Raw genomic sequence first — 24915 nt, forward strand, 5'->3', positions numbered from 1 at the left:
TGCGTCGCGGCCTCGGCGGCGGCCCGGCGGCGACCGTCGAGGACCTTCGCGGTCTCCTCGGCCTGGCGGATCCGCTCGTCGGCCGCGGCGGCGTCGCGCTCGGCGACCGAGACCGCGTCGCGCAGCCGCTCCAGCTCGGTGCTGCGGCCGGGCAGCCCCTCCTCCAGCGCGACCAGCTCGCGCAGGCCGGCGGCGTCCTCGGCCCGGCGGCGCGCCCCGGCCGCCCAGCTCGTCGCGTCCTCGGGCAGCAGCGACTCGTCCTCGAGCTGGGCGATCCAGCGCCGCGCCTTGGCCATCGTCCGCTCGGCGTCCTCGGCCCGGGCCCTCGCCTGCCGGACGCCGTCCAGGTAGCCGCGCAGCGGCACCGCCCGGTGGTGCGCGGCCAGCCGGGCGACTCGCTCCTCGTGACCGTCGGCCTCGGCCTCGACCGCCTGCAGCCGCGCCTCGGCCTCGCGCCGGCGCCGCTGGCGCTCGGCCTGCTCGCGCGCCTGCTCGCGATCGGACTCGGCGTTGCGCAGCGCGTCGACGGCGCGCTCCCGCGCCTGCTCGGCGGTCGCCGCGGCGGCGGCCAGGCGCTCCCGCTCGTCGCTCAGCCAGCTGGTGACCTCGTCGATCGACGCGCCGTCGCGCAGCAGCGGCGGCGGGGTGGCGGCCGACCACGAGCCGCCGGCCTCGGCGAGGGCGTTGTCGGCCGCGACCCGGGCACCGTCGAGGGCGGTTCGGGCCTCGCGCGCGCGGTCCTGCAGCCAGAGCTCGATGCGCGAGAAGCGGCCGGCGTCGAACAGCCGCTCCAGCACCGCCTGGCGCGCCTTCGCGTCGGCCCGCAGAAAGGTCGCGAACGCCCCCTGGGGCAGCATCACCACCTGCAGGAACTGCTCGGCGGTCATCCCCAGCAGCGGGTCGAGCTCGTGGGCGACGTCCTGGACCTTGGCCGCGACCGCCTGCCAGGCGCCGTCGGCGGCCTGCAGCTCGAGCGCGGCGGAGGCCGGTTCCAGGATCAGGTCGCCGTCCTCGCCGCCGCGCTTGCGCGGGCGCAGGTGGGCGGGCGAGCGCGTGACCCGGATCCGCCGCCCGCCGACCGTCGCCTCGAGCGTCACCCGCGGCCGCACGTCGGCGGCGCGATGGTCGCTGGCCAGGCGCCCGGCGTCGCCGCGGGCGCCGGGGACCTCGCCGAAGAGCGCGAAGCAGACCGCGTCCAGGACGCTGGTCTTGCCGGCGCCGGTCGGACCGGAGAGCAGGAACAGCCCGGCGCTGGCGAGCGCGTCGAAGTCGACCTGCTCGCGGTCGCCGAACGGCCCGAAGGCCTCGATCTCCAACCGGTGCAGCCGCATGCCTACTGCTCGCTGGAGGCGCGCGCGACGTGCTCGACCGCGGCCCGCAGCAGCGGCGACTCCTCGTCGCTGGCGCCGTCGCCGCGGACGTCGAGCACGAACCGCTCCACGACCTCGAGGTCGCTGCGGCCCTGGACGCGCGAGGTCGCGCTGGTCGTCGGGCCGAGGTCGCCGTCGGGCGCGTGCTGGAGGACGAGCACGCGCGGGAACCGCCGCCGCAGCCGCTCCATCGGGCGGGCCGGCAGCCGCGGGTCGGTGAGGACGACCTCGAGCCACGAGCCCTCGTCCTCGTGCTCGCCCAGCCGCGGGTCCTGCAGCAGCTCGTCGAGGGTGCCGCGCAGGCGGACCAGCCGGAACGGCGCGGGGACCGGGACCTGGCGGATGCTGACCGCGCCGTCGCCGTCGAGGTCGACGATCGTGGTCGTCTTCGTCAGCCCCGCCTCGCCGAACGAGTAGGGCAGCGGCGAGCCGGCGTAGCGCAGGACCGGCCCGTCGCCGTCGCCATCGGCTGGGTCCGTCGGCGCGGCGTCGTGGTCGGTCGCCGTCGGCATGGCCGGCTCGTCGAGCGCCAGCGCGAAGAGCCCGCCGAGCTCTTCCGCCACGGCCGCGCCGCCGTCCACGCGCGCGGGGCCCGTGTCCGCTGCGCCGGCTCCGGCACCGGCGTGGGCCAGCACGCGCTGCTCGGCCGGCTCCCGCTGGGGACCGCCGACGGCGTGCGGACGGTGCAGGTGGCCGAGCGCGCCGTAGTCGATGCCGGCGAAGACCGCGGGCGAGACCGTCTGCGCCCCGCCGATCGAGATGTCGCGCTCGGACTCCGAGGCGCGGCCGCCGGCGACGAAGGCGTGGGCGACGACCACCGAGCGGGCGCCGTCGCGGGTGGCGAGGTCGGCGCGCACGCGGTCCATCGCCGCGGTCAGGACCGCGTGGTGCGAGCGCTCCTCGACCTGCAGCGGGTCGCGCGCCAGCTCGGGGTCCAGGTAGGGGAGGCCGTAGATCGCGACCGGCCCGTGCTCGTCCTGGAGCACCAGCGGCTCGTCGCAGCCGCGCGGGTCGGTGCGCAGGTGGACGCCGCCGGCGGCGATCAGCTCGGCGGCGAACCCGAGCCTGCCGGCCGAGTCGTGGTTGCCGCTGATCACCACCACCGGCGCGACCTCGGCCAGCCGGCGCAGCGCGTCGCCGGCGACGCGGACCGCCTCGACCGGCGGCAGCGCGCGGTCGAAGACGTCCCCGGCGACCAGGATCGCGTCGACCTGCTCCTCGCGCGCGAGATCGACCAGGTGGTCGATCGCCGCCGCCTGCGCATCGAGCAGCGGCATCCGGTGGAGCAGGCGCCCCAGGTGCCAGTCGGCGGTGTGCAGGAGGCGCATCGGACGTCCGAGGCTACGCCGCGGATCGGACGGTCCGGTGGGGGCGGACGGGCCGCGGATCGCCACGCCCCCGTGACGTTCCGGTCGCCGCGGGACCGGTTCGCGACCACGGCCGCGGCGAGCGGCGGCCCGCCTGCATCCCCGCGCCCGCGCCGGCCCGCGATCCCACCGCGCGGCTAGGGTGTCCGCTATTGCGACCGTCGGTCGCGGTGGCCTACGATCGGCGCCCTCGCGAGGGGACGTCGCGTGGCGGAGGTCGGCGGAGCGGTGGACGAGACGATGGGGACATGCCAGCCAGGACCAGCAGCGAGCGGGACGACGCGGTGAGCGAGCTCCCCGAGCCCCCGGCCGACGACGCGCGGCCGGACCGCCGGCGCGACCAGGCGATCGACGCGATGCCCGGCCTGGCGCGGATCGCCGGCGGCACCTGGCTGCGCGGAGCCGTCTGGGGCGCCGAGACCTCGGTTCGGACCGGGCTCCGGATCGCGCGGCGGCTGCCGGGCGGCGGTCTCGCGGCCCGGGTCGTCGAGGAAGCGGCCGACCAGGCCCGTCGCAGCGCCCGCCAGATCCTCGGCGTCGAGGACGTCGAGGAGCGGCTGCGCAAGCTGGTGCCCGAGCGCGTCGGCGCGGCCCGCTCGTGGTCGCCGCCGTCGGTCGACGAGCCGCTCGACCCGGCCCAGGAGCTGCGCGCCCGCGGGGCCGGGCTGCTCGCCCAGGCCGCCAACGTCGCCTTCCAGGAGGACGCCCACCCGGCCTACGCGCGGATCCTCGACGAGCTGACGCCCGACGAGGCGCGGGTCCTGCGGCTGCTCGCGACCAGGGGCGCGCAGCCGGCGATCGACGTCCGCACCGGCAGGCCGCTCGGGATCGGCTCGGAGCTGATCGCCGCCGGGCTGACGATCATCGGCGCCGAGGCCGGCTGCCGCCATGTCGAGCGGGTCCCGGCGTACCTGAACAACCTCTTCCGGCTCGGCCTGATCTGGTTCTCCCACGAGGAGCTGCAGGACCTTCGCGGCTACCAGGTGCTCGAGGCCCAGCCCGAGGTCAAGCAGGCGATGCGCGAGGCGGGGCGGGTGGCCAAGACGATCCGCCGCAGCATCGCGCTGACGCCGTTCGGCGAGGACTTCTGCCGGATCTGCCTGCCGCTGGACGGCCCGAACCCCGGCTTCGCCCGCATCCAGCCGCCTGACGACCAGGTCGGCCGGGCGGACGGGAACCGCTGATGAGCGCGCTCCTGCTGGCCACGTCGTTCCACCTGCTCGGCGCGGAGATCCACCTCCAGGAGCTGATCTCGGTCCCGCTCTTCATGGGCGCGATCGGCTACATCACCAACTGGTCGGCCGTCTGGATGCTCTTCAACCCGCTGGAGTTCAAGGGCTTCCGGGTGCCGGGGCTGGCGACGCTGGTGAAGCTCGCCCCGCGCAAGGTCCAGCAGATCCCGGGGGTGATGCACGGCGGGGTCGGCTGGCAGGGCATCATCCCCTCGCGGGCCGCCAAGATGGGCTCGATCGCGGTCGACAAGGGGATCGCCAAGCTCGGCAGCGCGGCGGACTTCTACCAGCAGCTGGAGCCCGAGAAGATCGCCGAGCAGATCCTCGCGACGACCCAGAACGACCTCCGCGAGATGGTCGAGCGGATCATGCAGCGCGAGCATCCGCAGCTCTGGCGCGACCTGCCGCCGCAGGTCCGCGAGGCGGTCCACGCCCGCGTGCTGCAGCAGCTGCCGGAGATCGTCTCCAGCGTCACCGACCAGATCGGCGAGAACATCGATCAGCTGCTCGACGTGAAGCTGATGGTGATCCGTCACCTGGAGCAGCAGCCCGAGCTGGCCAACCGCGTCTTCCAGGACGTCGGCCAGAAGGAGCTGCGGTTCATGATCAACTTCGGCTTCGTCTTCGCCTTCTTCCTCGGCTTCCCGGTCGTCTGGGTGACCGCGGCCTTCGACCACTGGTGGGTGCTGCCGATCATGGGCACCTTCGTCGGCTGGGCGACGAACCTGGTCGGCATCTGGATGATCTTCGAGCCGACCGAGCCCCGGCGGATCCTCGGGATCAAGGTCCAGGGGCTGTTCCTGCGGCGCCAGCACGAGGTCGCCGACATCTACTCGAAGATCATCGCCGAGAACATCGTCACGATCGCCAACATCGGCCAGGAGCTGCTCTACGGCCCGCGCTCCGACCGCACCCGGCGGATGGTCGAGGACGCCATGCGGCCGGCCGTCGACCGCGCCACCGGCCCCGCCCGCGCCGCGGTGCGGATGGTGATGGGGGCCCAGAAGTACGACGCGGTCCGCGACTCGGTGGCGACCGAGGCGGTCGAGTACACGCTGACCCCGCTCCAGGACCCCGAGTTCAACGAGCGCCAGAGCAAGGCGATCCGGGTCCTGATCCGCGACCGCCTGCGCGAGATGTCGCCGCGGGACTTCGTCGAGATGCTGCGGACGGCGATGAAGGAGGACGAGTGGCTGCTCTTCCTCCACGGCGCGGTGCTCGGCTTCGGCGCCGGGCTGCTGCATCTCGCGATCTTCGGCTAGTGGCGCCTGGACGCTCTCCTGGACGACAGGGCGTTGCACCCTCGGCCATCCGCCGAGGGTGCATCGTTTTCGTGGACAACCGCTCTACTCTTGTCCCGCGCACGTACGCAACCACGGAGGGGTGGCAGAGTGGACGATTGCGCTGGTCTTGAAAACCAGAGGCCGGGTCACACCGGTCCGCGGGTTCGAATCCCGCCCCCTCCGCTATACGTCCCTTGGAAGCTGATGATTGACGGCTTCGAGGGCCGCTCGGCCGTCGGCAAGATGTCGCTTCGGCGGCCTGCTCGGCACGGAGCCGCGCCGATCTCCTCTGGGAGACCGGCGCGACTTCCGGATCAGGCGATCCCCGCCCTGATACCTGTCACCTGGGCGCCTCGGACCCATCGGCCTTGAGCCAGCGCACGGTGGCGGGGCCGCCTCCGGTGGTGGTCAAGGCGAAGCTGTTGTTGTGGACCTCGACGCTCGGCGCACCCGGCTCGTCGCCGATCCTCACGCTCGCGACGCCATCGGGAACCAGCCCTCGGTAGGTCACGAGTCCCGGAGGGGCCGGAGGCGCCTGGCAGACCGTGTTCTTCTGCACCTTGTGCCTTGCCGCGGCGGCGCACTTCTTCAGAGCTTCGAGGCGGGCGCCTGTCGGCTTCGCTTCGGTTCGGCTCAGCAGTACCGCGTCGCCGCGGAGGATCTGCTCCAGCGACCAACAGCTGACGCCGCCGCCGTCGTTGCCTCGGGGCTCGGGGGAGTAGAGGCAGAGGGCGTCGCGGATCGGTCCCTTGCGCCAGTCGGTGACCGGAAGGAGGATCGGTCCGGGGTTGGCAGGGTCGCCCGACAGCGAGCGGACGTACTCGACGCGCACGCCTTGGTAGTCGGGGTCGAGGTACTTGAGGGCTCGGCGGACCTCGGGAGAGCGGTCGGCGGGCTCGGCGTCGCGACGGAGCACCGCGAATCGCTCGATCTGCTCGGCCGGAGGCCCGTCGGCGGCGACCGGAGATCGACCGCGCTGGTCGTCGCCGATGCTGTCGGTCCACAGACCGGTTGCGGCGGTTGCGCCTCCTGCGATGGCGAGTGTGGCGACAGTCGCTCCGAGAGCGATGCGGCGGCGACGGCGACGGCCGACCTGCTCGGAGGCCAGGCGCTCGGCGGCGTTGGCGAGGTTGTCTCGCAGGCTCGGATCGAGCATGTTCATGGGTCTCCTGGATGTTGGCTCGAAGGGTGTTGAGGCCGCGGCTGACGCGCTTGCGGACGACGGCCTCCGAGCACCGAAGCTCGGCCGCCATCTCCGCGTAGCCCTGCTCGCGCACGACGTGGGCCAGCACGGCCTCACGCTGGCTCTCGGGCAGATGGCCGAGGGCCGCGCGGATCTGCTCGGCTCCGCCGAGCCGTTCGATCACGTCGGACGACTCGTTGTCGAGTTGGACAGGCGGCAGCGACAGCGCTGCGCGAGCCTGCTCGTCAACGACGCCTCGCCGCACGCTCGCGCGCAGCACGTTGTGGGCGATGCCATAGAGCCAGGCGACGGATGAGCCCTCGCCTCGGGGCCGAAAGCGATGGCGGGAGCGGAGCGCTTGGGCGAAGGTCTCCGCGGTCAGATCCGCGGCCACGTCGCCGTTGCGGACGCGGTTGACGAAGTAGCCCAGTACTCCGGCCTCGTGGCGATCGTAGAACGCTCCGAACGCAGGACCGGCGTGGCCGGCTCGCTGCTCGGTGATGAGTTGCTCGTCTGAGGCGGATTCGAAGCGTGGCACTACAAGTGAATGCGCGGCGGGGCGGGTTTGTGACCCGGACCGGCGCAGGTCGCCGTGTCCTGGGTCTCGCGCGATGACGCGAGCAGCGAGCAAGGACGGTCAGGCGGTCACTTGTGGCCAGTCGGCCGCGCAGGGCGGGCGGAGCGGGGCGGCAGACGGATCGCGCATCGCCGCGCTCAGGCAGCCAACGCGGGCGCCTCGGACGCCGGCACGAAATGCTCGAACTCGATCGCGTTGAGGTTGTCCAGATCGCCGAGCAGGTCCTGCAAGGCGGGACGGTTCACGGTCGTGCCGGTACGACCGGGCTCCCGTCCGCCACCGCGGCTTCGGGTGCCGTTCTCTCGAGCCATTTGGCCCGAGAGATGCGTTTGCAGAACGGCGCGAACCCGGCGCCTGGCACGGGACTTCCGCGAACGGGAGCCTGCAGTGAACGGACGAGCGAACGGACAACTGCCCTGCTGACCCCGCGACCGTCGCGGAAAGGTCAGTGAACTTCCCGCGACGCATGCGGGACAGGTCAGACCGTGGCTCTTTCATGTCGCGACATGGGTCAGATCGCCCGCCTGCACGGGGAATCTGGCTGGCCTTGCTCGACGCGAGGCGCGACGTCACGTCGTAGGCGAACCTCGTTGGAAATCGCATCGACGAGCGTGAAGATCAGCAACAGCGGCCTCGACCGCGAGGAGGCGCGGCAGGATGCCGCTCCCCGTGACCAGTGGCGTGCCCGTCAGAAGTTGCGTTGGGGTCGTGCCGAGGGCAGCGGCCAAAGCGGGCAGTTGGCTGACGGTGGGTTCGGTCTGGCCTTGTTCCCACCGTCGGTAGGTCAATTCGGCCACACCGAGGAGAGCGGCGACCTCGGCCCGAGTGAGGCCCGTCGCGGCGCGGGCCTCGGTCAAGGCGCCCGCGAAGGCTGTCGTCGTCGCCGGCTCGGGCATAGTCCGGTCAGCCGCCGCGTAGTGGCCGCTTGATCGTCTCGCCGTCGGGCAGGGTCCACTCCAGACTCTGGACCTCGACCGGCTGGTCGAACTTGACCACTGCGACGTTGGTCTTGGCCGGCGCGGAGCGCCGTTCACCGGTCGCGCTGGTGGCGGCGATCTCCGTGATCCCATCGGGCACGAACGCCACGAGCCACGTGTGCTGCTCGTCGCTGCCGATCGTAGTCGGCAGCCCGAGCTTGGGGTCGATCGGAAGGTTGGCGCAGGCAGCGCTGCCGATCTCGAAGGTCCAGCAGACGTCCTTGCCATCGGTGGCGACATCGACGGTGGCGCCATCGCGCTGGATCGTTGTGCCACGAACCGGCCCGTCGAGCAGGCCACCCTCGCGAGCCAAGCCGCCGGCCGTGTCGTTCATGCCGTGGATCAGCCGGTTCAGGGTGCCAACCGCGGGCGCATCCGGGCGGGCGGTCGCGTCCAGCTCGGAGGTGCCCGACTGCGAGACGACTGCGGCGGCGGTGGCAGTGCCTGCCACTACCAGGCCCACGCCGAGGGCGAGCAATCCGCGCCGGCGATGCCACTGCCAGCGACCGCTCGAAGGGGCTGCCGGTGCCTCCGCCTGCGCGTCGGCAACGCGGCCGAGTTCGTGCTGCAGTCGCAGGAACGGGTCGTTGGTTCCGGTCATCGTTGCTCCTCCTGGTAGTCCTCTCGCAGGGCCGCGAGGCCCCGACGCACGCGCTGCCGCACGACCTGCTCGGAGCACTTGAGGCTCGTCGCGATCGTCGCGTACGGCTCTTCCTGCAGCACTCGCCGCTCGACGGCTTCACGCTGAGCCGCGGGGAGCCGCTGCAGAGCCTCGCTCAGTGGGGCCGCCGATCGCTCTTCGATCTCGCGAAGTTCCTCGTCCTCCAGCACCACCGGCTGCATCTGCAACCGCTGGCGGGTGTCATCGGCTACCCGCCCGCGCCGCTGCGCATCGATCAGGACGTTGCGCGCGATCGTCAGCAACCACGCGACCGCCGGCCCGCGCCTGGAGCGGTACTGCGTGCGACGGTCAAGTGCTCGCGCGAAGGTCTCCGCCACGACATCGAACGCGACATCCGGCTGCGACACGCGACGACTGACGTAGGCCAGGACGGTGTCGACGTGGCGCACGTAGAACGTCTCGAACGAGATCCTGTCGCCTGCGCTGAGCAAGCGAGCGTCGCTGTCTTTGCGTGCCATCACCTGGTTCTACGCAACCGAGCGGCGTCTGTGACACGCGTGTCCGACGACCTGCGGACGCCACGCAACCAGACCTTTACAGTTCAGGATGCGTGAACAGATATGAATACGCTTATGTTCCCGTTTATCAGGGGCAGCGACACCAGCGCTGCCAGTATCCCGCGAGTGAGGAGCGGCGTTCGGCGCCACGTCGCGCTCGGTCTCAGCATCGCACTCGCCGTCGGCGCCTCAGCCGTCGGAGCCGCGCCGGCCGGCGCCTACGTGCATCAGTGGGACCCCAACTCGTCCCCAGCGGCGTGCAACAACCTGCCGTCCGATACGCGCTGCTACGACAACCAGGGGCAGACCTACAACCCCTGGCGCAGCCTCAGCGCCACCAGCATGGCTGGCCGCAACCTGCCGGAACTCTGCGTCAAGGCGATCACCTCGTCGAACAATCTGCGCAGCACGACGACCGGCAGCTCCAACGACGACTACTGCGTCTCCAACGGCGGCTACCGCCTGATCAACCTGATCGGCGCAACCCCGGAGTCCCGGGGCTACGTCTACTGGAACTGGGGCTCCTGGTACCCGTGGACCAACGAAGACCTCCGCGGCCGCGGCAACACAGACGGGTGAGGGACTTGACCATGCGAATCCTGAACAACATGAACCGGCGCTCCACCGCCGTTCTCGGCAGCACGGCCCTCCTCGCCAGTGGTGCACTCGCGATCAGTGGCCAGGCTGGCGCTGAGAACACCCCGGCCAAGCCGGCAGCGGCCACCTTTGGCCTGCTCGCCAAGGTCCAGGCCCGATCGGTTGCGACGTCAAAGCTCGCCCAGGCGATCCAGCGCTCCCAGGAGAGCGGCCAGCCCGGCGCCCCCCTGACCGCCGGCCCGATGCGCAGTTCCACCGAGACGCGGAGCGGCGTGCCGATCGACATCGCCACCGACGGCAGCGACCTCTGCTACGGCGATGCCAGTAACAACAGCGCCGCGGGCGCGGCTTGCGCCCACCTGGCCGAGTTCGATCCCAACCTGGTGACGTTCTCGACGTCCGCCGGCAACGGGACGACCCGCGTCATCGCGATCGCACCCGACGGCATTGGCAAGGTCAGCGCTGTCGGCGCTGACGGAGCGACCGGCGCGTCGGCTGTCCTCGACAACGTGGCAGTTGTCGAGGTTGCCGGCGACCAGGCGATCTCAAGTGTCAGCTGGACACTCAAGAACGGCGAAGTGCGGACGCAGACGCTCGGCACGGGCGAGTAGCGCCGCGCACATATCGGGAGCAGTGCTCAGAGCCCCGAGCACTGCTTCATCTCCGACCCTGTGTTGACGTCAACGACGTACGTACGCAGGCCTGGGTTTCTCCGCTCTGGCTTGAGCTAGACTTGTCTCTCGACTTGTGGCCGGGCGCGGGGAACCAGCGCATTCGCGTCCGACGGCGTAGGCCGCCGGACATCACCTGGAGTCACAAGAGAGGTTGAACGCATGAATCGAGCACAGCGGCTGAAGAAGCGGCTGGTCGGGACGGTCACCGCCCTGCTGGCCTGCGGCGTGTTCGCCGCGGTCGCAGCGCCGTCGGCGAGCGCCTATGAGGAAAACTGGGGCTGCCCGTCGATGAACCCCAACACGTGGTGTCTGAATAGCTCGGTGCACACCTGGGATCAGCTCCGGGCCACGTGGGCCGACGGAACGGTCGAGACCAACATGTGCGCCAAGCTGATCAAGCCGAACGCGTCGCCTGAGTATCAGTACGCGCGCACCTGCGAGTACTCCAGCGCGGTCTTCGTCTTCAGCAGCGACAAGGGGCGGGCGCCGTATCCCAATACGAACGTCGGCATGAATGCTCTCGTCGCGAGCGGCAACAATCCGGGACCCCGCACCATCTACGGTTGGGCATACGCATGATCGCTCGTCGAGGCATGATTGCGGGGGGCATCGCGATGCTGCTCCTCGCTACGTCTGGGGTCGCGATCGCGACCTCCAACTCCGACAGTCCGGCTTTGCCGGCGCGCACAGTCGAGGCCACGGCAACGGTCGGGAAGGACGCCCCGCAGACCAAGCCCGCACCCACTACCGTGGCGCCGAGTCTCAAGTTGCTCAAGCGGAGCCAGGTCGCTGCCGACGACCTTCCGAGCGAGGTGTCCGTCCGCCTGCAGACGTCCGGGCTGGCCCAATCGATGGAGGAAGAGTTGGGCAACGCCCGCCTGATGGTCGAAGCAGCAGGGCAGCGCGTCTGGGCGGTGCCGACCCGCAAGGACCTGCTCTGCTTCCACGACAAGGCGGGTAGCGGTGGCTGCCTGAGCGGCAACGCAGTCAACAGCGGCCGCTACATCGGCAGCAAGGAGTGCCTGGATGACCACCCCACCGACATGTTGGTCTACGGCATCTTGCCCGACGGCAACCAGGACGCACGGCTGCTGCTGGAGAACGGTGAATCCGTCACGCCCGAGTTCGACGCGTCCGGGAACGCCTGGCACGCACTCGTGGCCAAGGCGAAGGGTGCCCTTCCGACCGAGTTGAGGTGGCAGGCGAGCGACGGCGAGGAGGCCAGCAACATGGTGCCGCGCTCCCCTGACGTCCTCGGCGGCCTCTGCTAGCAAGCCCCCCGCACACATACTGATCGGCGAGCTTCCGGATGACTGTTCCGGAGGCTCGTTCGTGGCGGAGGTCGGTCCCGCCGTGGGCCCGTCGACGTTGAAAGAACGAACCTGGTGCTGGACATGACTCTTGTAGCCCCTACGGCACCCGAACGCAAGCTCTAGCGGGGAGACAGCATGATCTTCAATAGGACGAGTGCCATCGCGACGGCCGTTGTAGTTGCACTCGGTGGCGCCGGAGCAGCCGTTGCTATCGCAGATTCCGGTGGCGGCGACTCCGATACCTGGCCGACGGTGACCGCGTCCATCGTGACGGCCGTGACCGACGGATCTGCTGGCCTTCCGGAGTCCGAAGCGCTTCGGCTCCACCTCATCAGCCGCGTGAGTCTGCTTCGCGAGCCCGCTGCTGCGGAGGACAAAGTGCCGACGAGGTACTGGCGAGAGACGAAGCGCAGCGGCCCGACCAGAGTCACCAAACGGGATCTCCAGTTCGCGCGCAGGGTCCCCGGCGCGGAAGCGACGTGGGTCGTGCCGCTTCCCGCGGGCACGCTGATGCTGGTAGAGGATGGCCGCGGCGTTCAGTTTGGCGCCAAGCAGCTGGACACCGGCGCCGCGGTGCTGTCGCGCTCGAACGTCGCGGGCGAAACCGTCGTGACGGGCGTCGTCCCGGACGGGACGCACGCGGTCACCATCCGCACTACGAGCGGTGAAGAAGTCCCCGTGCGGGTCACGAACAGCACATACGTACGGCGGTTTTCCAAGGGCGCCTGGCCTCGGTCAATCACGACGACCACCAAGAAGGGCCGCACCGTCGCCTGGATCGCTGACTCGAGGTTCATCGAGCAGAGGCCTGGGGCTGCCCCCGATACGGCCAACCGGCGGACGGAGAGCGAACTCTACTGCCGCCAGGTCGACCTGACCGACCCGGCGTCATCACAGCGCGTGATGTTGTCCAGGTCTTGGAGTTGCGGTAGGCCCGGCCCGCGCCACAAGGTCGACTAATGCTTCGATTCGATCGAGGGTGAGAGTGCCTGCCAGGCCCGCTCGCGAGCTTGGCGGGCAGACGGTTCCATGAGATACTGGAGTACGGCCTCAAGCTGGGGATGAGGGTTCGCATAGCGTCCCGAACTCCCCGCTGCTTCCCAGCGCCGGACCGTAGCTCCGGTAGACGCCCGGCCCGGGCGGGCGGGGATCAGCCCTCCGCCCGCTCCTCCTCGAGCTTGCGCAGCTCGATCCGGCGGATCTTGCCGGTCAGGGTCTTCGGCAGCTCGGCGACGAACTCGATCTCGCGCGGGTAGGCGTAGGCCGAGTGGCTGTCGCGGACGAACTGCGAGATCTGCTTGCCGAGCGCGTCGGAGGGCTCGTGGCCGTCGGCGGCGACGACGAACGCCTTGACGATCCAGCCGCGGCGCTGGTCGGGCTTGGCGACGACGGCGGCCTCGGCGACCGCCGGGTGCTCCAGGCACGCGGACTCGACCTCGAACGGGCCGATCCGGTAGCCGGCGCTCAGGATCACGTCGTCGGCCCGGCCCTCGAACCAGACGTAGCCGTCGGCGTCCATCCGGGCGGCGTCCTTGGAGTGGAACCAGGGGCCGCCGAAGGTCTCCTCCGAGGCCTCCGGGTTGTTCCAGTAGCCGAGCGGCCAGGTCGGGTTGGTGCCCGCCCGCAGGCAGATCTCGCCGCGCTCGCCGGCCGGCACCGGCTGCTCGTCCTCGTCGAGGATCGCGACCTCCCAGCCCGGCATCGGCTTGCCCATCGAGCCCTCGCGGACCTCCATGAACGGGAAGTTCGCGCACAGCGGGTAGCTCTCCGACAGCCCGTAGAAGTCGAGCACCGTCACCCCGTACTGCTCGCGGAACCAGCGGATCGCCTCGGGGTTCAGCGGCTCGCCCGCCGAGCAGGTCCGCCGCAGCGGGATCGGGTAGCGCTCGCCGGCGTTCTCGACCGCCATCATCGAGCGCATCGCCGTCGGCGTCGTGAAGACGTTCGTCACGCCGTGCCGCGACAGGAACGCCAGCTCGCCCTCGGGGTCGAAGCCGCCCGCCCGCTGGTGGACGTGCTGGACCACGCCGTAGCGCCACGCGCCCATCAGCGGGATGATCCCCGCCGCCCACGCCCACTCGCCCATCGAGCGGAACTTCTCGCCGTCGACGACCTGGTGGCAGTACTCGAACTCCTCGTGGCCCAGCAGGTAGCGGTGGGCGTGGAGGATGCCCTTCGCCAGCCCGGTCGTGCCCGACGTGTAGTACAGCTGCGCCGGATCCTCCGACGACGTGTCGAGCGTCTCGAAGTCCGGCGACGCGGCCGCCAGGACCTCGGGCGTCAGCACCAGCAGCTCGCGGTGGTCGGCCCCCTCGATCCCGGCGATCGCGGCCGCGATCTGGTCGTGGTGGGCCGCGTCGGTGACGACGATCCTGGCGTCGCTGTCGCGCACGCGGTGGCGGATGCCCTCCTCGCCGTAGAGCACCGACATCGACAGCAGGACCGCACCGGCCTTCCAGACGCCGATGAAGGCGGCGGCGGTCTCGGGCGTCGGCGGCAGCAGGAACGCGACCCGGTCGCCGCGCTCCACGCCGTGCTCGACGAGGACGTTGGCGAAGCGGTTCGCCAGGCCCCGCAGCTCGCCCCAGGTCACCTCGCGGACCGTCCCGTCGGGGCTCTCGTGGACCATCGCGAGCTTCCCGTCGGGATGCTTGTCGCAGACGTCGGCGGCGATGTTGTACCGCTCGGGCACGTGCCATTCGTGGGTGGCGACGAGCTGCTCGTAGGTGGGGTTGTCGGTGGCGGCGGACGGCATCTCGTCCCGACCTTCCCAGATCGCCCGCGCGCCGACCACCCTTCGAAGGTCGCGGGCGCGAGGGCCGCTACCCCGCGCCCAGCGTCGGCCCGTGCAGCGTCCCCGCGCAGCCCTCGCAGCCGCTGGCGTCGCCGCGCTCGACCTGGAGCGTCGCGTGGTCGATCTCGAACCGCTCGTGGAGCATCCGCTGGACCCGCTCGCGGATCGCGTCGGGGTCGGCGTCGACGGCGACCACCACGTGGCCGCTGAGCGCGGCGAAGCCGGTCGTCAGCTCCCAGACGTGGAGGTCGTGGAGCCCGACGACGCCCTCGACCTCGTAGATCGCGCGCCCGACCACCGGCGGCTCGACGCCGGCAGGCGATGCCTCCAGCAGCACCCGCCCGGTCGAGCGGGTCAGCCGCACGCCGCCCCGCAGCATCAGGAACGCGACCACCAGCGACGCGATCGGGTCGGCGATCCGCCAGTCGCCCGCCAGCACCGCGACGCCGGCGACGATCGCCGCCAGCGACCCGAACAGGTCCATCATCACGTGCAGCCGCGCGCCCTCGACGTTCATGCTGCGGCGCTGGGCCCGCGACAGGGCCCAGGCGCTGGCCAGGTTCGCGAGGCCGCCGGTGACGCCGACGACGATCACCAGCCCGGCCTCGATCTCCGGCGGGTCGAACAGGCGCCGGACGCCCTCGATCGCGATCAGCAGCCCGAGCACGAGCAGCGCGACCGCGTTGACCAGGCCGCTGAGGATCTCGGCCCGGGCGAGGCCGAAGGTGTAGCGGCCGTTGGCGGGCCGCGTCGCCAGGTGCGCCGCGCCGAGCGCCAGCGCCAGGGCCGCCGCGTCGGTCAGCATGTGCGACGCGTCCGAGAGCAGGGCCAGCGAGCCGGAGATCAGCCCGGTGACGACCTCGATCAGCATGAACGAGGTCGTGATCGCCAGCGCGACCGTGATCCAGCGGCGATCGTCGCCGGCCGAGACCCCGTGGTGGTGGTCGTGGCCGGCGTGGTCGTGCCCGGGGTGCGCGTGCTCCCGTTCGTCGGCGTCGGCCGTCGCGGGCGTCTCGTCGTCGATCGCGGGGGAGGGCGGGGTGCTCACCTCCGGGATGGTGGGCCACCGGCCGCGTCGGTGCACGCCGATGACGGTGGGACTCCGTCTCGTCGGCTGGCGCGACACCGCTCGCCGCGACGAATCTCCCTACCCTTCCGGGGCATGCCCGACGTCGCCCGGACCCGCCGTCTGCTCAACGTGATCGCCGTCGTGGCGCTGCTCGACTTCCTGCTCCTGATCCCACTGGTGCTCGGCGCGGTCGGCGCGATCGACAGCGACTCGTTCGTCGGGATCCTCGGCCCGATCCACGGCGTCGGCTACCTGGCGCTGCTGTACCTGACGGCCAAGGGCGCCGGCGAGCGCCGCTGGGGCTGGTGGTTCCCCGCGATCACGCTGGTCACCGCCGGTCCTCCCGGGTCGCTGATCGGCGACGTGCTCCTGCGTCGTCAGCTCGACGCCGCGCCCGCTGACGCCTGAGCCGATCCGGGGTCAGCCGCCGGCGGCCACCAGCCCGACGCCGACCAGCGTCAGCCCGGCACCGCCGGCCTGCGTTCGCGACAGCCGCTCGTCGAGCAGCGCCCGCGCCAGCAGCACGGTCACGACCGAGTAGAGCGAGGAGAGCACCGCCACCACCGGCAGCAGCCCGCTGCGCGAGGCGAGCGCGAACAGCGCCTGGGCGCTGACGTCGATCAGGCCGGCGAGCGGCAGCAGGCCGGCGCCGCGCAGCTGGGGCGCCAGCGTCCGCCAGAGGACGGCGAAGGCGCCGGCCACGAGCACCAGCTCGACGGCGCGCTCGACGAGCACGGCGGTCAGGGCGGCGCGCTCGGCGGCGCCGTCCAGCAGCGCCAGCCCGCTGCCGAGCCCGGCCGCCGCGCCGAGCGCGAACGCGATCCCGCGCCGGTCGGCCCGCATCCCGGGCGTCCCGGGCGCCCGCGCCGTCAGGACGCAGCCGCCGACCGCCGCGGCCAGCCCAATGATCGCCAGCGCGCCCGGCGCCTCGCCGTCGGCGATCCCCCACAGCACCGGGACCACGGCGCCGGTGGCGAAGATCGGCGCGACGATCGACATCGGCCCGATCGCCAGCGCCTGGTACAGGCAGAGCATCCCGCCGAAGAGCGCCACGCCGGCCGCGACCGCCAGCGGCCAGTCGTCGCCGATCCACGGCGAGCTCGTGGCCAGCACCAGCACCACCAGCAGCGCCAGGCCGACCGCCCGGGTCAGCGCCATCACCGCCAGCGCGTGCCGCTCGCGGCTGGCGCGGCCGCCGATGTAGTCGCTCGTGCCCCAGGCGCCGGAGGCGAGCAGGGCGAGCAGGATCGCCGTCATCGCCGGGGTCCCGCGGTCCTGGCGGGCGGGACGGTCGCGGCGCGGACGCCGCCGGCGCTCACGCGGCCGGCAGCACGGCCGGCGCGCCGAACGGCACCAGGCACTCGGGGAGCACGACCGTGCCGTCCTCGCGCAGGCCGTGCTCGAGCAGGGCGATGATCGTCCGGCCGACGGCGATCGCGGTCCCGTTGAGCGTGGCCATCGTCTCGGGCTTGCCGCCCTCCGGCCGGTAGCGCACGCCGAGCCGGCGGGCCTGGTAGTCGGTCGTGTTCGACGTCGAGGTCAGCTCGCGGTACTGCTCCTGCGACGGCAGCCAGGCCTCGCAGTCGAACTTGCGCGCGGCCGAGCTGCCGAGGTCGTCGACGGCGATGTCGACGACGCGGTAGGGGATCCCCAGATCGCCCAGGATCTCCTCCTCGATCGCCAGCAGCCGGGCGTGCTCGTCCTCGGCCTGCTCGGGCGGGACGAAGCTGAACATCTCGACCTTGTCGAACTGGTGGACGCGGAAGATCCCGCGGTCGGCGCTGCCGGCGGCCCCGGCCTCGCGGCGGAAGCAGGGCGAGAAGCCGGCGTAGCGGCGGGGCAGGCTGTCGCCCTCGAGGATCTCGCCGGCGTGCATCGACGCGAGCGCGACCTCGCTGGTGCCGACGAGGAACAGCTCGTCGTCGGGCAGGGTGTAGATCTGCTGTTCGGTGTCGGGCAGGAAGCCGGTGCCGTAGAGCGCCTCCTCGCGGACGAGGACCGGCGGGACGACGGCCTCGTGACCGTGGCCGCGGAGCTTGCTCAGCGCCCACTGGACGAGCGCCAGCTCGAGGAAGACCAGGTCTCCGCGCAGGTAGGCGAAGCGCGAGCCGGAGAGGCGGGCGCCGCGCTCCATGTCGACGCGGTCGGGGCCCGCGATCTGCAGGTGGTCGAGCGCCGCCGAGGACGCCTCGCCCTCGGCGTTCGCGCGCAGGTCGAGGCCGTCGACGGCCGGCTCGCCGACGGTCCTGATCACCGTGTCCCGCGGCGGGGCGTCGGGGTGGGGCAGGTTGGGCAGCCGTGCCTGGCTCTCCTGCAGCTGCGCCTCGACGGTCGTCAGCTCCTCCTGCAGCGCCTTGGCCCGGGCGGCGACGTCGCGCATCGCGGCGATCGCGGCGTCGGCGTCCGCCTGCGACCCGGGGGCGGGGGGGTTCGCTTTCCGTGCCTTCTGCGCCTTGCCGATCGCTTGGCTGGCCGCGTTCTGCTCCGCCCGCAGCCCCTCGAGCTGCGGCAGGATCTCGCGCCGCCGCTCGTCGAGGACCAGGACCCGGTCGAAGGTCTCCGCATCGCTCCCGCCACGGCGGGCGAGGGCGGCACGAGCGGCGTCGGGATCGCGGCGCAGGGCCTTCAGGTCGAGCATCGGAGGGGAGGCTAGCGGTGGTGGTGGGGGAGTGGCTGGTCGGCTGGTTCGGGCAGCGGGATCGCTGCTGTCGCCGGGCTCGATGGCCGCGACCCGTTGCTGCGAGCGCGGGTTGCCGGACCGGGCCGCAGGGTGGCCCGACGGCTCACCACGCCGCCACCCCGCCGAACTGCCACTGCGCGTGCTTGACGACGACGGTCGGCGGACGGCCGCCCGAGAGCGGGACGCGGAGGACGTAGCCGCGGCCGCGACGATCGTCGACCGCGACGATCAGGCTGTCGGTCGCGGACTCGTAGTCGATTGGGAACGCGGGGCTCGCCTCGCGGCCGCTGGCCGTGTCCTTCGCCGGCACGCCGACGGCGCTCAGGAGGACCTCGGCGCTCGCCGGCCGGCCGCCGACCAGCAGCGGGCTCGTGCGGCCGTCGAAGGCGGTCCGGACCAGCGCGTGGTCCTTCCGCTGGCCGCCGATCGTCACCCAGTCGCCGTTGGTCGCCTCGGCGAAGGCCGGCAGCAGCAGCGGGCCGAGACCCAGCAGGTCGCCGTCGCCGAACGCGAACTGCTTGCCCGGCACGCTCCGCTGCTGGCCGTCGGGCGTCACCCGCAGCAGCGACGGAGCGCCGAAGGTGAGCGTCGGGCGGCTCTGGAGACGGCCGTCGCGGTGCCGCGTCCGGAGCCCGTAGCGGATCGGCACCGTCCCGAGCACCGTGCTCCCGGCTCCGCGGCCGAGCTCGCCGGCGGGGATGCTCAGGCCGCGGCCGAGCGACTGCCGCACCCGGCGGAGGACGATCGGCGGTCCACCGTCGCGGCCGTCGAGGGTCAGGGTCAGGCGGAACCGCCGCCGCAGCAGGCGCCGGACCTGCGCGATCTCGGCGGCCGTCTGCGTCTTCCACTCCGTCGTGTCCTGGTCGAGGAGGGACGAGTCGGGGAAGGCCGGGTCCATCGCCAGCCGGAACAGCCGCCCGTCCGCCAGCGCCCCGACCGGCGTGGTCCGCGACGCGTCGGCGATCGTGCAGGCTCCGGTGGCAAGCACGCAGGTCTGGGTCACGGCCCGCCTCCGGCGGCGCGTCTCCGGTCCCCAGACGGTGATCCGGGCGCCGTCGCGACTCCACGCGAGCCCGGCTCCGCCGCTCAGGCCGGGAAGGCCGAACGTCCGGGGCGGCCTGCCGTCGGTCGCGATCACGCGGATCCGGCCGTTCGGCGACGCCCCGGCGACGAACCGGCGGTCCGGCGAGGGCACCAGCGGCGATGCGAGGACCCCGGTCACCCGGGCCAACGGCCGGCTGGTGCCGTCGCCGAGGTGCAGCGTGACTGGTCGCGTCGAGCCCTCCAGCGGGCCGTTCGGGTCGCCGATCACGAGCACGTCGGCGCTCGCCGGGGCCGCCGCGGCGGCGAGGGCGAGCGGACCGAGGACGGCGAGCGCGGCACGCGCGGCACGAGACGTGTTCATGTGCGGAAGCATCCCAGGTGCGATCGCGATGCTCGGTCCCCGCGACCCGCCCCGCCCCGTACCCTCCCCGCGATGCCGAGCCCGATCGACCCACGGCAGCGGCGCGACCGCTGCATCACCGTCTACGGCCGGCGCGCGGTGCTCGAGGCGCTGCGAGACGACGCGCTCGAGGTCGCCGAGGTGATCGTCGCCGAGGGCGGGGGAGCGGTCCCGCGCGAGGTGGCCAAGTCGGCCCGCGACCGCGGCGTGGCGCTTCGCGAGGAGTCGGCGCACCGGGTCTCGCTGATCTCGGGCAACGGCCGGCAGGACCAGGGCGTCGTCGCCGACGTCGTCGCGCCGGAGATGCGACCGCTGCAGGACCGGCTCGATGCGCTGACCCGGGATCCGGCCCTGCGGCAGCGGCTGCTGGTGATCGACGGCGTCACGACGCCCGGCAACCTGGGCCTGATCATCCGCTCGGCCACGGGCGCCGGGATCGACGGGATCGTCGTCCCTCGCCGCGGGACCGCCGAGCTGGGTCCCCAGGTCGTCAAGGCGTCCGCCGGCACGGCCTGGCGGGCGCCGGTCCTGCGGGTCTCGGACGCCCCCGGCGCGCTCTCGGCGCTGACCGATGCCGGCTTCTCGATCGTCGGGCTGGACGCCGGCGCCGAGACCTCGCTCTGGGACCTGCCGCTGCCCGACCGGGTCGCCTTCCTGGTCGGTGGCGAGCACGCCGGCGCCTCGGGCGAGGCCGCCGCCTACGTCCACCAGTGGGTGCGGATCCCGATGCCCGGTGGGATCGAGTCGCTCAACGTCGCCTGCGCCACGACGCTCGTCGCGTTCGAGGTCGCGCGGCGGGGCTGAGCGGGGCGCCCGGAACGACGACGGGCGGCCGATGGCCGCCCGTCGCGAAGGCTGGATCAGCCGCGGATCAGCGCGACGGCGGCGTCGGGCCGGTGATCGCGCAGCGCTCGGAGGCCGGCTTGACCTTCGTCGGGCTGGCGGTGTCGACGGCCTTCAGGCCCGAGTTGTTGCAGAGGAACGTGGCGATGTCCTCGGCGTCCTTGCCGACAGCCAGGTTCTGGGGCATGATCGCGCCCGAGAAGCCGCCGTTGCGCAGGGCGTAGAGGACCGACCCGTAGGTCTCACGTCGGAGGTCGAAGTTCGGGCCGTCGGTGCGCTCGCGGTCCTTGATCCGGTAGGCGCCGCCCTGGGTGCCCGCGGCAGCCAGCGTGTGGCAGCCGGCGCAGCGGTCGGCGAACAGCTTCGCCCCGCGGACGACCGCTGGGTTGTCGGCCGCCTTCAACGTGCCGGCTTCCAGGTTGGTCTTGACCGACTCCGACCCGCAGGAGCTGAGGGCGAGGGCCGCTCCGAGGGCTGCCAGGGTCGTGAGGGCTCGACGCTGCATGACGCGCGCATCGTAGACCACCACCCGCCCTGCGAGGAGCGCGGCCGGGTCCGCGGGGCCACGACGAGCCCGCCCGCTCGCCCGTCCCGCGCGTGAGCCCGGCCGCGTGCGTCCCGTCGCGACGAGGGATCCGCGATCATCCGCGCGATGGCGCGTACCGGCCACGGGGGGAGTCCCCTGCACGACCTGCGGTGGGTGGGGATCGGCCTGGCGATCGCGATCGCGTCGATCGTGCTGGTCCAGACCGGCTGCAACACCGGGTCGGAGAAGGTCGTCCGCGACGGTCGCCTGCAGCTGACGCTGCGGGAGTACAGCGTGGAGCCCCGCAGCATCCGGATGGCGGCCGGCCCGGTGCGGATCGAGGCCCGCAACGTCGGCAAGCTGCTGCACCGGGTGCGGATCGTCAGCGACGACGACAAGCGCGGCAACCGCCGCTCGGTCTTCTGGCAGGACAAGCGGCAGCCGCCGCTGCGCCCCGGAACGTCGAGCGTGCCGGCCACGATCTGCCTCGGCCCCGGCCGCTACCGGATCATCAGCGCCCAGCCGGGCGACGAGGAGCTGGGCGCGGTCGCCGACCTGCGGGTCGACGGGCCGGCCCCGACCTGCCGGCCGCTGGTCGGCAGGAAGCGGGCCGGATCCAGCGGCGAGGACACCGGCGGCGGCGAGTAGCGGCCCCGGCCCCGCCGGCCCGCCGGCCCGCCGCGAGCGGTCGCCAGCGGCGGAAGCGTCCTGCACGAGAACCTGCGCGGATCGAGAAGGAATCGGCTCGCGGGCGGGGAACAACGGGATCGCCCCCGGCACCGGCCCGAAGACCTTCGCATCTCGCACTAGATGCCCGCGACTGGTCTTTCGACGGCGGCAACCATCGGCTGGTGCCGGGGGCGCATGCAAGGCGTCGGTAGCGTGTGGCCCCCGATGGCCGACGCACCGCTGGATCCCGCCGCCTACCGCCAGGTGATCGGTCGCTTCCCGACCGGCGTCGCGGTCGTGACCAGCGTCGGCGAGGACGGCCCGGCCGGCCTCACCACCAACGCGATCAGCTCGCTCTCGCTCGATCCGCTGCTGATGCTGGTCTGCTTCGACAACGGCAGCCGGACGCTGACCGCGGTCCGCCACGCCGGCCGCTTCGCCGTCAGCGTGCTGCGCGACGACCAGGAGGAGGTCGCGCGGGTCTTCGCCAGCAAGCGACCCGGCGCCGACAAGCTCGCCGCCGTCCTCCACCGCATCCACCACGGCGTCCCGGTCGTCGACGACGCGGTCGCGTGGCTGGTCTGCGAGCTGCGGGAGCTGCTGCCCGGCGGCGACCACACGATCGGGATCGGCGCGGTCGTCGACGCCGGAGAGGATCCCGACGCCGCCCCGCTGCTGTTCCACCGGGGCGCCTTCGAGCAGCTGCCCGACGGCGCCGCGTCGTAGTCGGGCAGCGTGGCCGCCACGTTCCGGTCGCTGATCGACCGGAACGTCACGTCGGCGGTCGTCCCGCGCCGACCGCCCCGACCGACCGCGCCCGACCGACCGACCCGCCTAGAGCCCGCCGCGCTCGACGGCCACGCGCAGCGCCAGGAAGCCGATCACCAGCGCGGCGGCGGTCATCACGCCGACCTCGCGGCGGACGATCTCGCGCACGACCGAGCGCTGGGCGGCCGCGTCGAGCTCGGCGACCTCGGCCGCGCCGCTGAGGCCGCGGCGCTCCAGCACCTGCTCGGCGGCGACGACCCGCAGCTGCTCGGCGATCATCGAGACCGCGATCGGCAGCAGCGTGTAGAGCCAGAACAGCCAACTGTCCGGGTGCTTGCCGGCCACCCAGACGGCGCCGGCCAGCAGCGCCAGCAGCAGCGCTCCCGTCTGCGTCGCGCGGATCGCGATCCAGTAGCGGTTGGCGGCGTCGAAGCGGTACCAGAGCCACGAGCCCCAGGCACCGGTGGCGATGCCGACGGCGGCGACGAGCAGCGAGACGATCAGGGCGGCGGTGGCCATCGGCGGCAGGCATCGTCGCACGACCGCGGCGTCCGGACCCGTCCAGGGGGTCGGCCGGCGACCCGCTGCCCGGTCCGCGACGGCGCCCGCCCGCCCCCGCCGCGGGCGAGCCGCCCGCCGCCCGGCCATCCGTCCACGGCGGGACCCCGTTCCACACCAACCAAAACCATCGGAATTGCGCGCTTCGTGGCACCGCGCACGCCGCCTCGTGGCCCTTGTGACGAACTCCGGCGAACTTCGTGTGCAACGGCACGAACGGCCTGCAAAACGGGCACGGAGACCATCAACTCTCCCCCGGGTAGGTGGCATCCAGGTGATAGAACAGACGGCGGTGCTCCGGTCCTACTTGCCGATCCTCGTCTTCCTCGTCCTCTCGACCGGCGTTGGCGCGCTGTTCCTCGTCGCCAACAGCTACCTCGGGCCACGCTTCAAGCGACGGCCGACCGAGTTCGCCGAGGACGCCTACGAGTGCGGCCTGCCGTCCGAGGTCCAGCAGGGCTTCCGCTTCGGGATCAGCTTCTACCTGATCGCGATGCTGTTCCTGCTGTTCGACATCGAGGTGGTCTTCCTCTACCCGATCGCGGTCGAGCTGCGGGCCTTCGGCACCTTCGCGCTGATCGAGACGGCGGTCTTCATCGTCCTGCTGTTCGTCGCGCTGATCTACGTCTGGCGACGGGGAGCCTTGGAATGGAAGTGATCCGGAGCGGCGGCGCTCAGGCCGCGACGCTGAGCGAGGCCGACAAGGTCGCCTTCCGCGCCCGTCAGTCCCGCGCCCGCGACCTGCTGCGCGGCGAGCTGGAGGGCGAGGAGCTCGAGCAGCACGTCCGCGACAGCGTCATCACGACGACGCTCGACAAGGCCACCAAGTGGGCCCAGGGCAACTCGATCTTCCCGCTGACCTTCGGCCTGGCCTGCTGCTCGATCGAGATGATGAGCCTGGTCGGGGCCCGGATGGACATCTCGCGCTTCGGCGGCGAGGCGATGCGCGGGACCCCGCGCCAATCCGACCTGATCATCCTCGCCGGCCGCGTGTCGATGAAGATGGCGCCGGTCGTCCGCCGCGTCTACGACCAGATGCTCGAGCCGAAGTACGCGATCGCGATGGGCGCCTGCAGCTCGTCGATGGGCGTCTTCAACAACTACGCGATCGTCCCGGCCGACAAGTTCATGCCGGTCGACGTCCACATCCCGGGCTGCCCGCCGCGGCCCGAGGCCGTGATGTACGGGATCCTCAAGCTGCGCAAGATGATCCAGGACGACCCGACGATGGGTTGGCGCGATCGCTACAAGGCGCACGGCACCGAAGAGCTCCCGCCCGCCGAGGACGGCGCGCGTGCCTGACGGCGACGCGCTCGAGCGCCTGGCCCACCTGGTGGGAGCGGAGCAGGACGGTGCGGTCGTCGCGACCGTCGTCGCCCGTGGCCGCGCCGAGATCGAAGTCCGGCCCGACGCGATCGGCAGCGCCCTGGAGCGCCTGCGCCACGAGGGCTACACGATGCTGATGTCGGTGCACGGGGTCGACTACCACCCCGAGGAGCGGCGGCTGGGCGTCGTCTACGAGCTGCTCTCGATGCAGCTGCAGGACCGCGTCACGGTCAAGGTCCGGGTCTCGGCCGAGGACCCGCACGTGCCCTCGGTCGTCGCCGACTGGCCGACGGCGGACTTCCACGAGCGCGAGGTCTTCGACATGTTCGGCGTGGTCTTCGACGGCCACCCCGACCTGCGCCGGATCCTGATGCCGGAGGACTACATCGGCCATCCGCAGCGGCGCGACTTCCCGATCGGCGGCGAGCCGGTGATCTTCACCGAGACCGAGCGCCGCAACCCGGGGTGGTGGAAGTGAGCGACGAG

The 24915-nt window shown here is 72.3% G+C and carries 27 protein-coding genes, 1 tRNA gene and 1 pseudogene; 15 read left to right on the forward strand and 14 right to left on the reverse strand.

The annotated features are described in order from the left end of the window. On the reverse strand, window positions 1-1331 hold a 1331-nt coding region (locus PAI11_RS02430), incomplete at its 3' end, for an AAA family ATPase (RefSeq protein WP_138974058.1). A 2-nt stretch (window positions 1332-1333) separates the two neighbouring features. After that, the gene (locus PAI11_RS02435; protein WP_007570489.1) at window positions 1334-2698 is read right to left on the reverse strand and encodes an exonuclease SbcCD subunit D; all 1365 of its coding nucleotides are present in this window, start codon (window positions 2696-2698) and stop codon (window positions 1334-1336) included. A gap of 287 nt (window positions 2699-2985) precedes the next feature. Between PAI11_RS02435 and PAI11_RS27735 the strand changes: the two genes are divergently transcribed. The 3 genes from PAI11_RS27735 (at window position 2986) to PAI11_RS02450 (ending at window position 5435) form a co-directional block, all read left to right on the forward strand. Next, entirely contained in the window at window positions 2986-3921 is a 936-nt protein-coding gene (locus PAI11_RS27735) for a DUF4393 domain-containing protein (protein ID WP_007570491.1), read from the forward strand. Continuing rightward, complete coding sequence (locus tag PAI11_RS02445; protein WP_007570493.1) at window positions 3921-5231, forward strand: DUF445 domain-containing protein; 1311 nt, start codon at window positions 3921-3923, stop codon at window positions 5229-5231. The genes PAI11_RS27735 and PAI11_RS02445 overlap by 1 nt, the downstream gene beginning before the upstream one ends. Before the next feature lie 115 nt (window positions 5232-5346). After that, window positions 5347-5435, forward strand: a tRNA-Ser gene (locus PAI11_RS02450). 157 nt (window positions 5436-5592) lie between these two features. Here PAI11_RS02450 and PAI11_RS27990 read toward each other — a convergent pair. From PAI11_RS27990 to PAI11_RS23805, 5 genes and pseudogenes are all read right to left on the reverse strand, one after another. Next, complete coding sequence (locus tag PAI11_RS27990) at window positions 5593-6414, reverse strand: hypothetical protein (RefSeq protein WP_244406500.1); 822 nt, start codon at window positions 6412-6414, stop codon at window positions 5593-5595. A 76-nt stretch (window positions 6415-6490) separates the two neighbouring features. Beyond that, window positions 6491-6973: pseudogene (locus PAI11_RS28415) on the reverse strand (RNA polymerase sigma factor); the annotation flags it as partial. Window positions 6974-7581: 608 nt separating this feature from the next. Then, window positions 7582-7908, reverse strand: a complete 327-nt coding sequence (locus tag PAI11_RS02465; RefSeq protein ID WP_040597839.1) for a helix-turn-helix domain-containing protein — start codon at window positions 7906-7908, stop codon at window positions 7582-7584. A gap of 7 nt (window positions 7909-7915) precedes the next feature. Further along, complete coding sequence (locus tag PAI11_RS02470) at window positions 7916-8590, reverse strand: hypothetical protein (protein ID WP_138974059.1); 675 nt, start codon at window positions 8588-8590, stop codon at window positions 7916-7918. Continuing rightward, a complete protein-coding gene (locus tag PAI11_RS23805; RefSeq protein ID WP_050897074.1) occupies window positions 8587-9129 on the reverse strand; it encodes an RNA polymerase sigma factor in 543 nt (180 codons plus the stop codon). Before PAI11_RS23805 ends, PAI11_RS02470 begins: the two co-directional genes overlap by 4 nt. A gap of 114 nt (window positions 9130-9243) precedes the next feature. Between PAI11_RS23805 and PAI11_RS02480 the strand changes: the two genes are divergently transcribed. The 5 genes from PAI11_RS02480 (at window position 9244) to PAI11_RS02500 (ending at window position 12712) form a co-directional block, all read left to right on the forward strand. Beyond that, on the forward strand, window positions 9244-9747 hold the full coding sequence (locus PAI11_RS02480) for a hypothetical protein (RefSeq protein ID WP_138974060.1): 504 nt from the start codon (window positions 9244-9246) through the stop codon (window positions 9745-9747). Window positions 9748-9758: 11 nt separating this feature from the next. Then, window positions 9759-10376 (forward strand): hypothetical protein, encoded by a 618-nt coding sequence (locus PAI11_RS02485; RefSeq protein ID WP_138974061.1) that lies wholly within the window; start codon window positions 9759-9761, stop codon window positions 10374-10376. A gap of 222 nt (window positions 10377-10598) precedes the next feature. Then, window positions 10599-11018 carry a hypothetical protein gene (locus tag PAI11_RS02490; protein WP_040597845.1) on the forward strand — a complete coding sequence of 140 codons (420 nt, stop codon included), beginning with the start codon at window positions 10599-10601 and terminating at the stop codon, window positions 11016-11018. After that, entirely contained in the window at window positions 11015-11710 is a 696-nt protein-coding gene (locus tag PAI11_RS02495; RefSeq protein WP_138974062.1) for a hypothetical protein, read from the forward strand. The genes PAI11_RS02490 and PAI11_RS02495 overlap by 4 nt, the downstream gene beginning before the upstream one ends. Before the next feature lie 294 nt (window positions 11711-12004). After that, window positions 12005-12712 carry a hypothetical protein gene (locus tag PAI11_RS02500; RefSeq protein ID WP_040597850.1) on the forward strand — a complete coding sequence of 236 codons (708 nt, stop codon included), beginning with the start codon at window positions 12005-12007 and terminating at the stop codon, window positions 12710-12712. Window positions 12713-12902: 190 nt separating this feature from the next. Here the strand turns inward: PAI11_RS02500 and PAI11_RS02505 are convergent, their stop codons facing one another. Next, entirely contained in the window at window positions 12903-14507 is a 1605-nt protein-coding gene (locus PAI11_RS02505; RefSeq protein WP_040597866.1) for an acetate--CoA ligase, read from the reverse strand. 67 nt (window positions 14508-14574) lie between these two features. Next, the gene (locus PAI11_RS02510) at window positions 14575-15594 is read right to left on the reverse strand and encodes a cation diffusion facilitator family transporter (RefSeq protein WP_007570509.1); all 1020 of its coding nucleotides are present in this window, start codon (window positions 15592-15594) and stop codon (window positions 14575-14577) included. 114 nt (window positions 15595-15708) lie between these two features. On the opposite strand from PAI11_RS02510, the gene PAI11_RS02515 reads away from it, so the two are divergent. Then, window positions 15709-16023: a DUF3817 domain-containing protein gene (locus PAI11_RS02515; protein WP_007570511.1), complete on the forward strand. Its 315-nt coding sequence runs from the start codon at window positions 15709-15711 to the stop codon at window positions 16021-16023. A gap of 12 nt (window positions 16024-16035) precedes the next feature. Here the strand turns inward: PAI11_RS02515 and PAI11_RS02520 are convergent, their stop codons facing one another. The 3 genes from PAI11_RS02520 to PAI11_RS02530 form a co-directional block, all read right to left on the reverse strand. Beyond that, on the reverse strand, window positions 16036-16872 hold the full coding sequence (locus PAI11_RS02520) for a DMT family transporter (protein WP_007570513.1): 837 nt from the start codon (window positions 16870-16872) through the stop codon (window positions 16036-16038). 58 nt (window positions 16873-16930) lie between these two features. After that, window positions 16931-18253, reverse strand: a complete 1323-nt coding sequence (gene serS / locus PAI11_RS02525) for a serine--tRNA ligase (RefSeq protein ID WP_007570514.1) — start codon at window positions 18251-18253, stop codon at window positions 16931-16933. A gap of 145 nt (window positions 18254-18398) precedes the next feature. After that, the gene (locus PAI11_RS02530) at window positions 18399-19700 is read right to left on the reverse strand and encodes a hypothetical protein (protein ID WP_007570515.1); all 1302 of its coding nucleotides are present in this window, start codon (window positions 19698-19700) and stop codon (window positions 18399-18401) included. A gap of 72 nt (window positions 19701-19772) precedes the next feature. On the opposite strand from PAI11_RS02530, the gene PAI11_RS02535 reads away from it, so the two are divergent. Then, entirely contained in the window at window positions 19773-20543 is a 771-nt protein-coding gene (locus PAI11_RS02535) for a TrmH family RNA methyltransferase (protein WP_007570516.1), read from the forward strand. A gap of 67 nt (window positions 20544-20610) precedes the next feature. Here PAI11_RS02535 and PAI11_RS02540 read toward each other — a convergent pair whose 3' ends face one another. Next, complete coding sequence (locus tag PAI11_RS02540) at window positions 20611-21087, reverse strand: c-type cytochrome (protein WP_007570517.1); 477 nt, start codon at window positions 21085-21087, stop codon at window positions 20611-20613. Window positions 21088-21234: 147 nt separating this feature from the next. Here PAI11_RS02540 and PAI11_RS02545 point away from each other — a divergent pair, with 147 nt between their 5' ends. Continuing rightward, window positions 21235-21756, forward strand: coding sequence for a hypothetical protein (locus tag PAI11_RS02545; RefSeq protein ID WP_040597853.1), 522 nt, complete (start codon window positions 21235-21237; stop codon window positions 21754-21756). Between the two features lie 246 nt (window positions 21757-22002). Then, window positions 22003-22503: a flavin reductase family protein gene (locus tag PAI11_RS02550; protein ID WP_007570519.1), complete on the forward strand. Its 501-nt coding sequence runs from the start codon at window positions 22003-22005 to the stop codon at window positions 22501-22503. A 108-nt stretch (window positions 22504-22611) separates the two neighbouring features. Here the strand turns inward: PAI11_RS02550 and PAI11_RS02555 are convergent, their stop codons facing one another. Then, window positions 22612-23064 (reverse strand): hypothetical protein, encoded by a 453-nt coding sequence (locus PAI11_RS02555; RefSeq protein ID WP_007570520.1) that lies wholly within the window; start codon window positions 23062-23064, stop codon window positions 22612-22614. Window positions 23065-23395: 331 nt separating this feature from the next. Between PAI11_RS02555 and PAI11_RS02560 the strand changes: the two genes are divergently transcribed. The 3 genes from PAI11_RS02560 to PAI11_RS02570 are packed head-to-tail and all read left to right on the forward strand — an operon-like array spanning window position 23396 to window position 24907. Then, window positions 23396-23761 carry an NADH-quinone oxidoreductase subunit A gene (locus PAI11_RS02560; RefSeq protein ID WP_007570521.1) on the forward strand — a complete coding sequence of 122 codons (366 nt, stop codon included), beginning with the start codon at window positions 23396-23398 and terminating at the stop codon, window positions 23759-23761. Continuing rightward, entirely contained in the window at window positions 23752-24405 is a 654-nt protein-coding gene (locus PAI11_RS02565) for an NADH-quinone oxidoreductase subunit B (RefSeq protein WP_007570523.1), read from the forward strand. Before PAI11_RS02560 ends, PAI11_RS02565 begins: the two co-directional genes overlap by 10 nt. Further along, window positions 24398-24907 (forward strand): NADH-quinone oxidoreductase subunit C, encoded by a 510-nt coding sequence (locus PAI11_RS02570; protein WP_007570525.1) that lies wholly within the window; start codon window positions 24398-24400, stop codon window positions 24905-24907. The genes PAI11_RS02565 and PAI11_RS02570 overlap by 8 nt, the downstream gene beginning before the upstream one ends. Window positions 24908-24915: the final 8 nt, after the last annotated feature.

This window comes from Patulibacter medicamentivorans (genome assembly GCF_000240225.1).
In the GTDB taxonomy this organism is placed as follows: domain Bacteria; phylum Actinomycetota; class Thermoleophilia; order Solirubrobacterales; family Solirubrobacteraceae; genus Patulibacter; species Patulibacter medicamentivorans.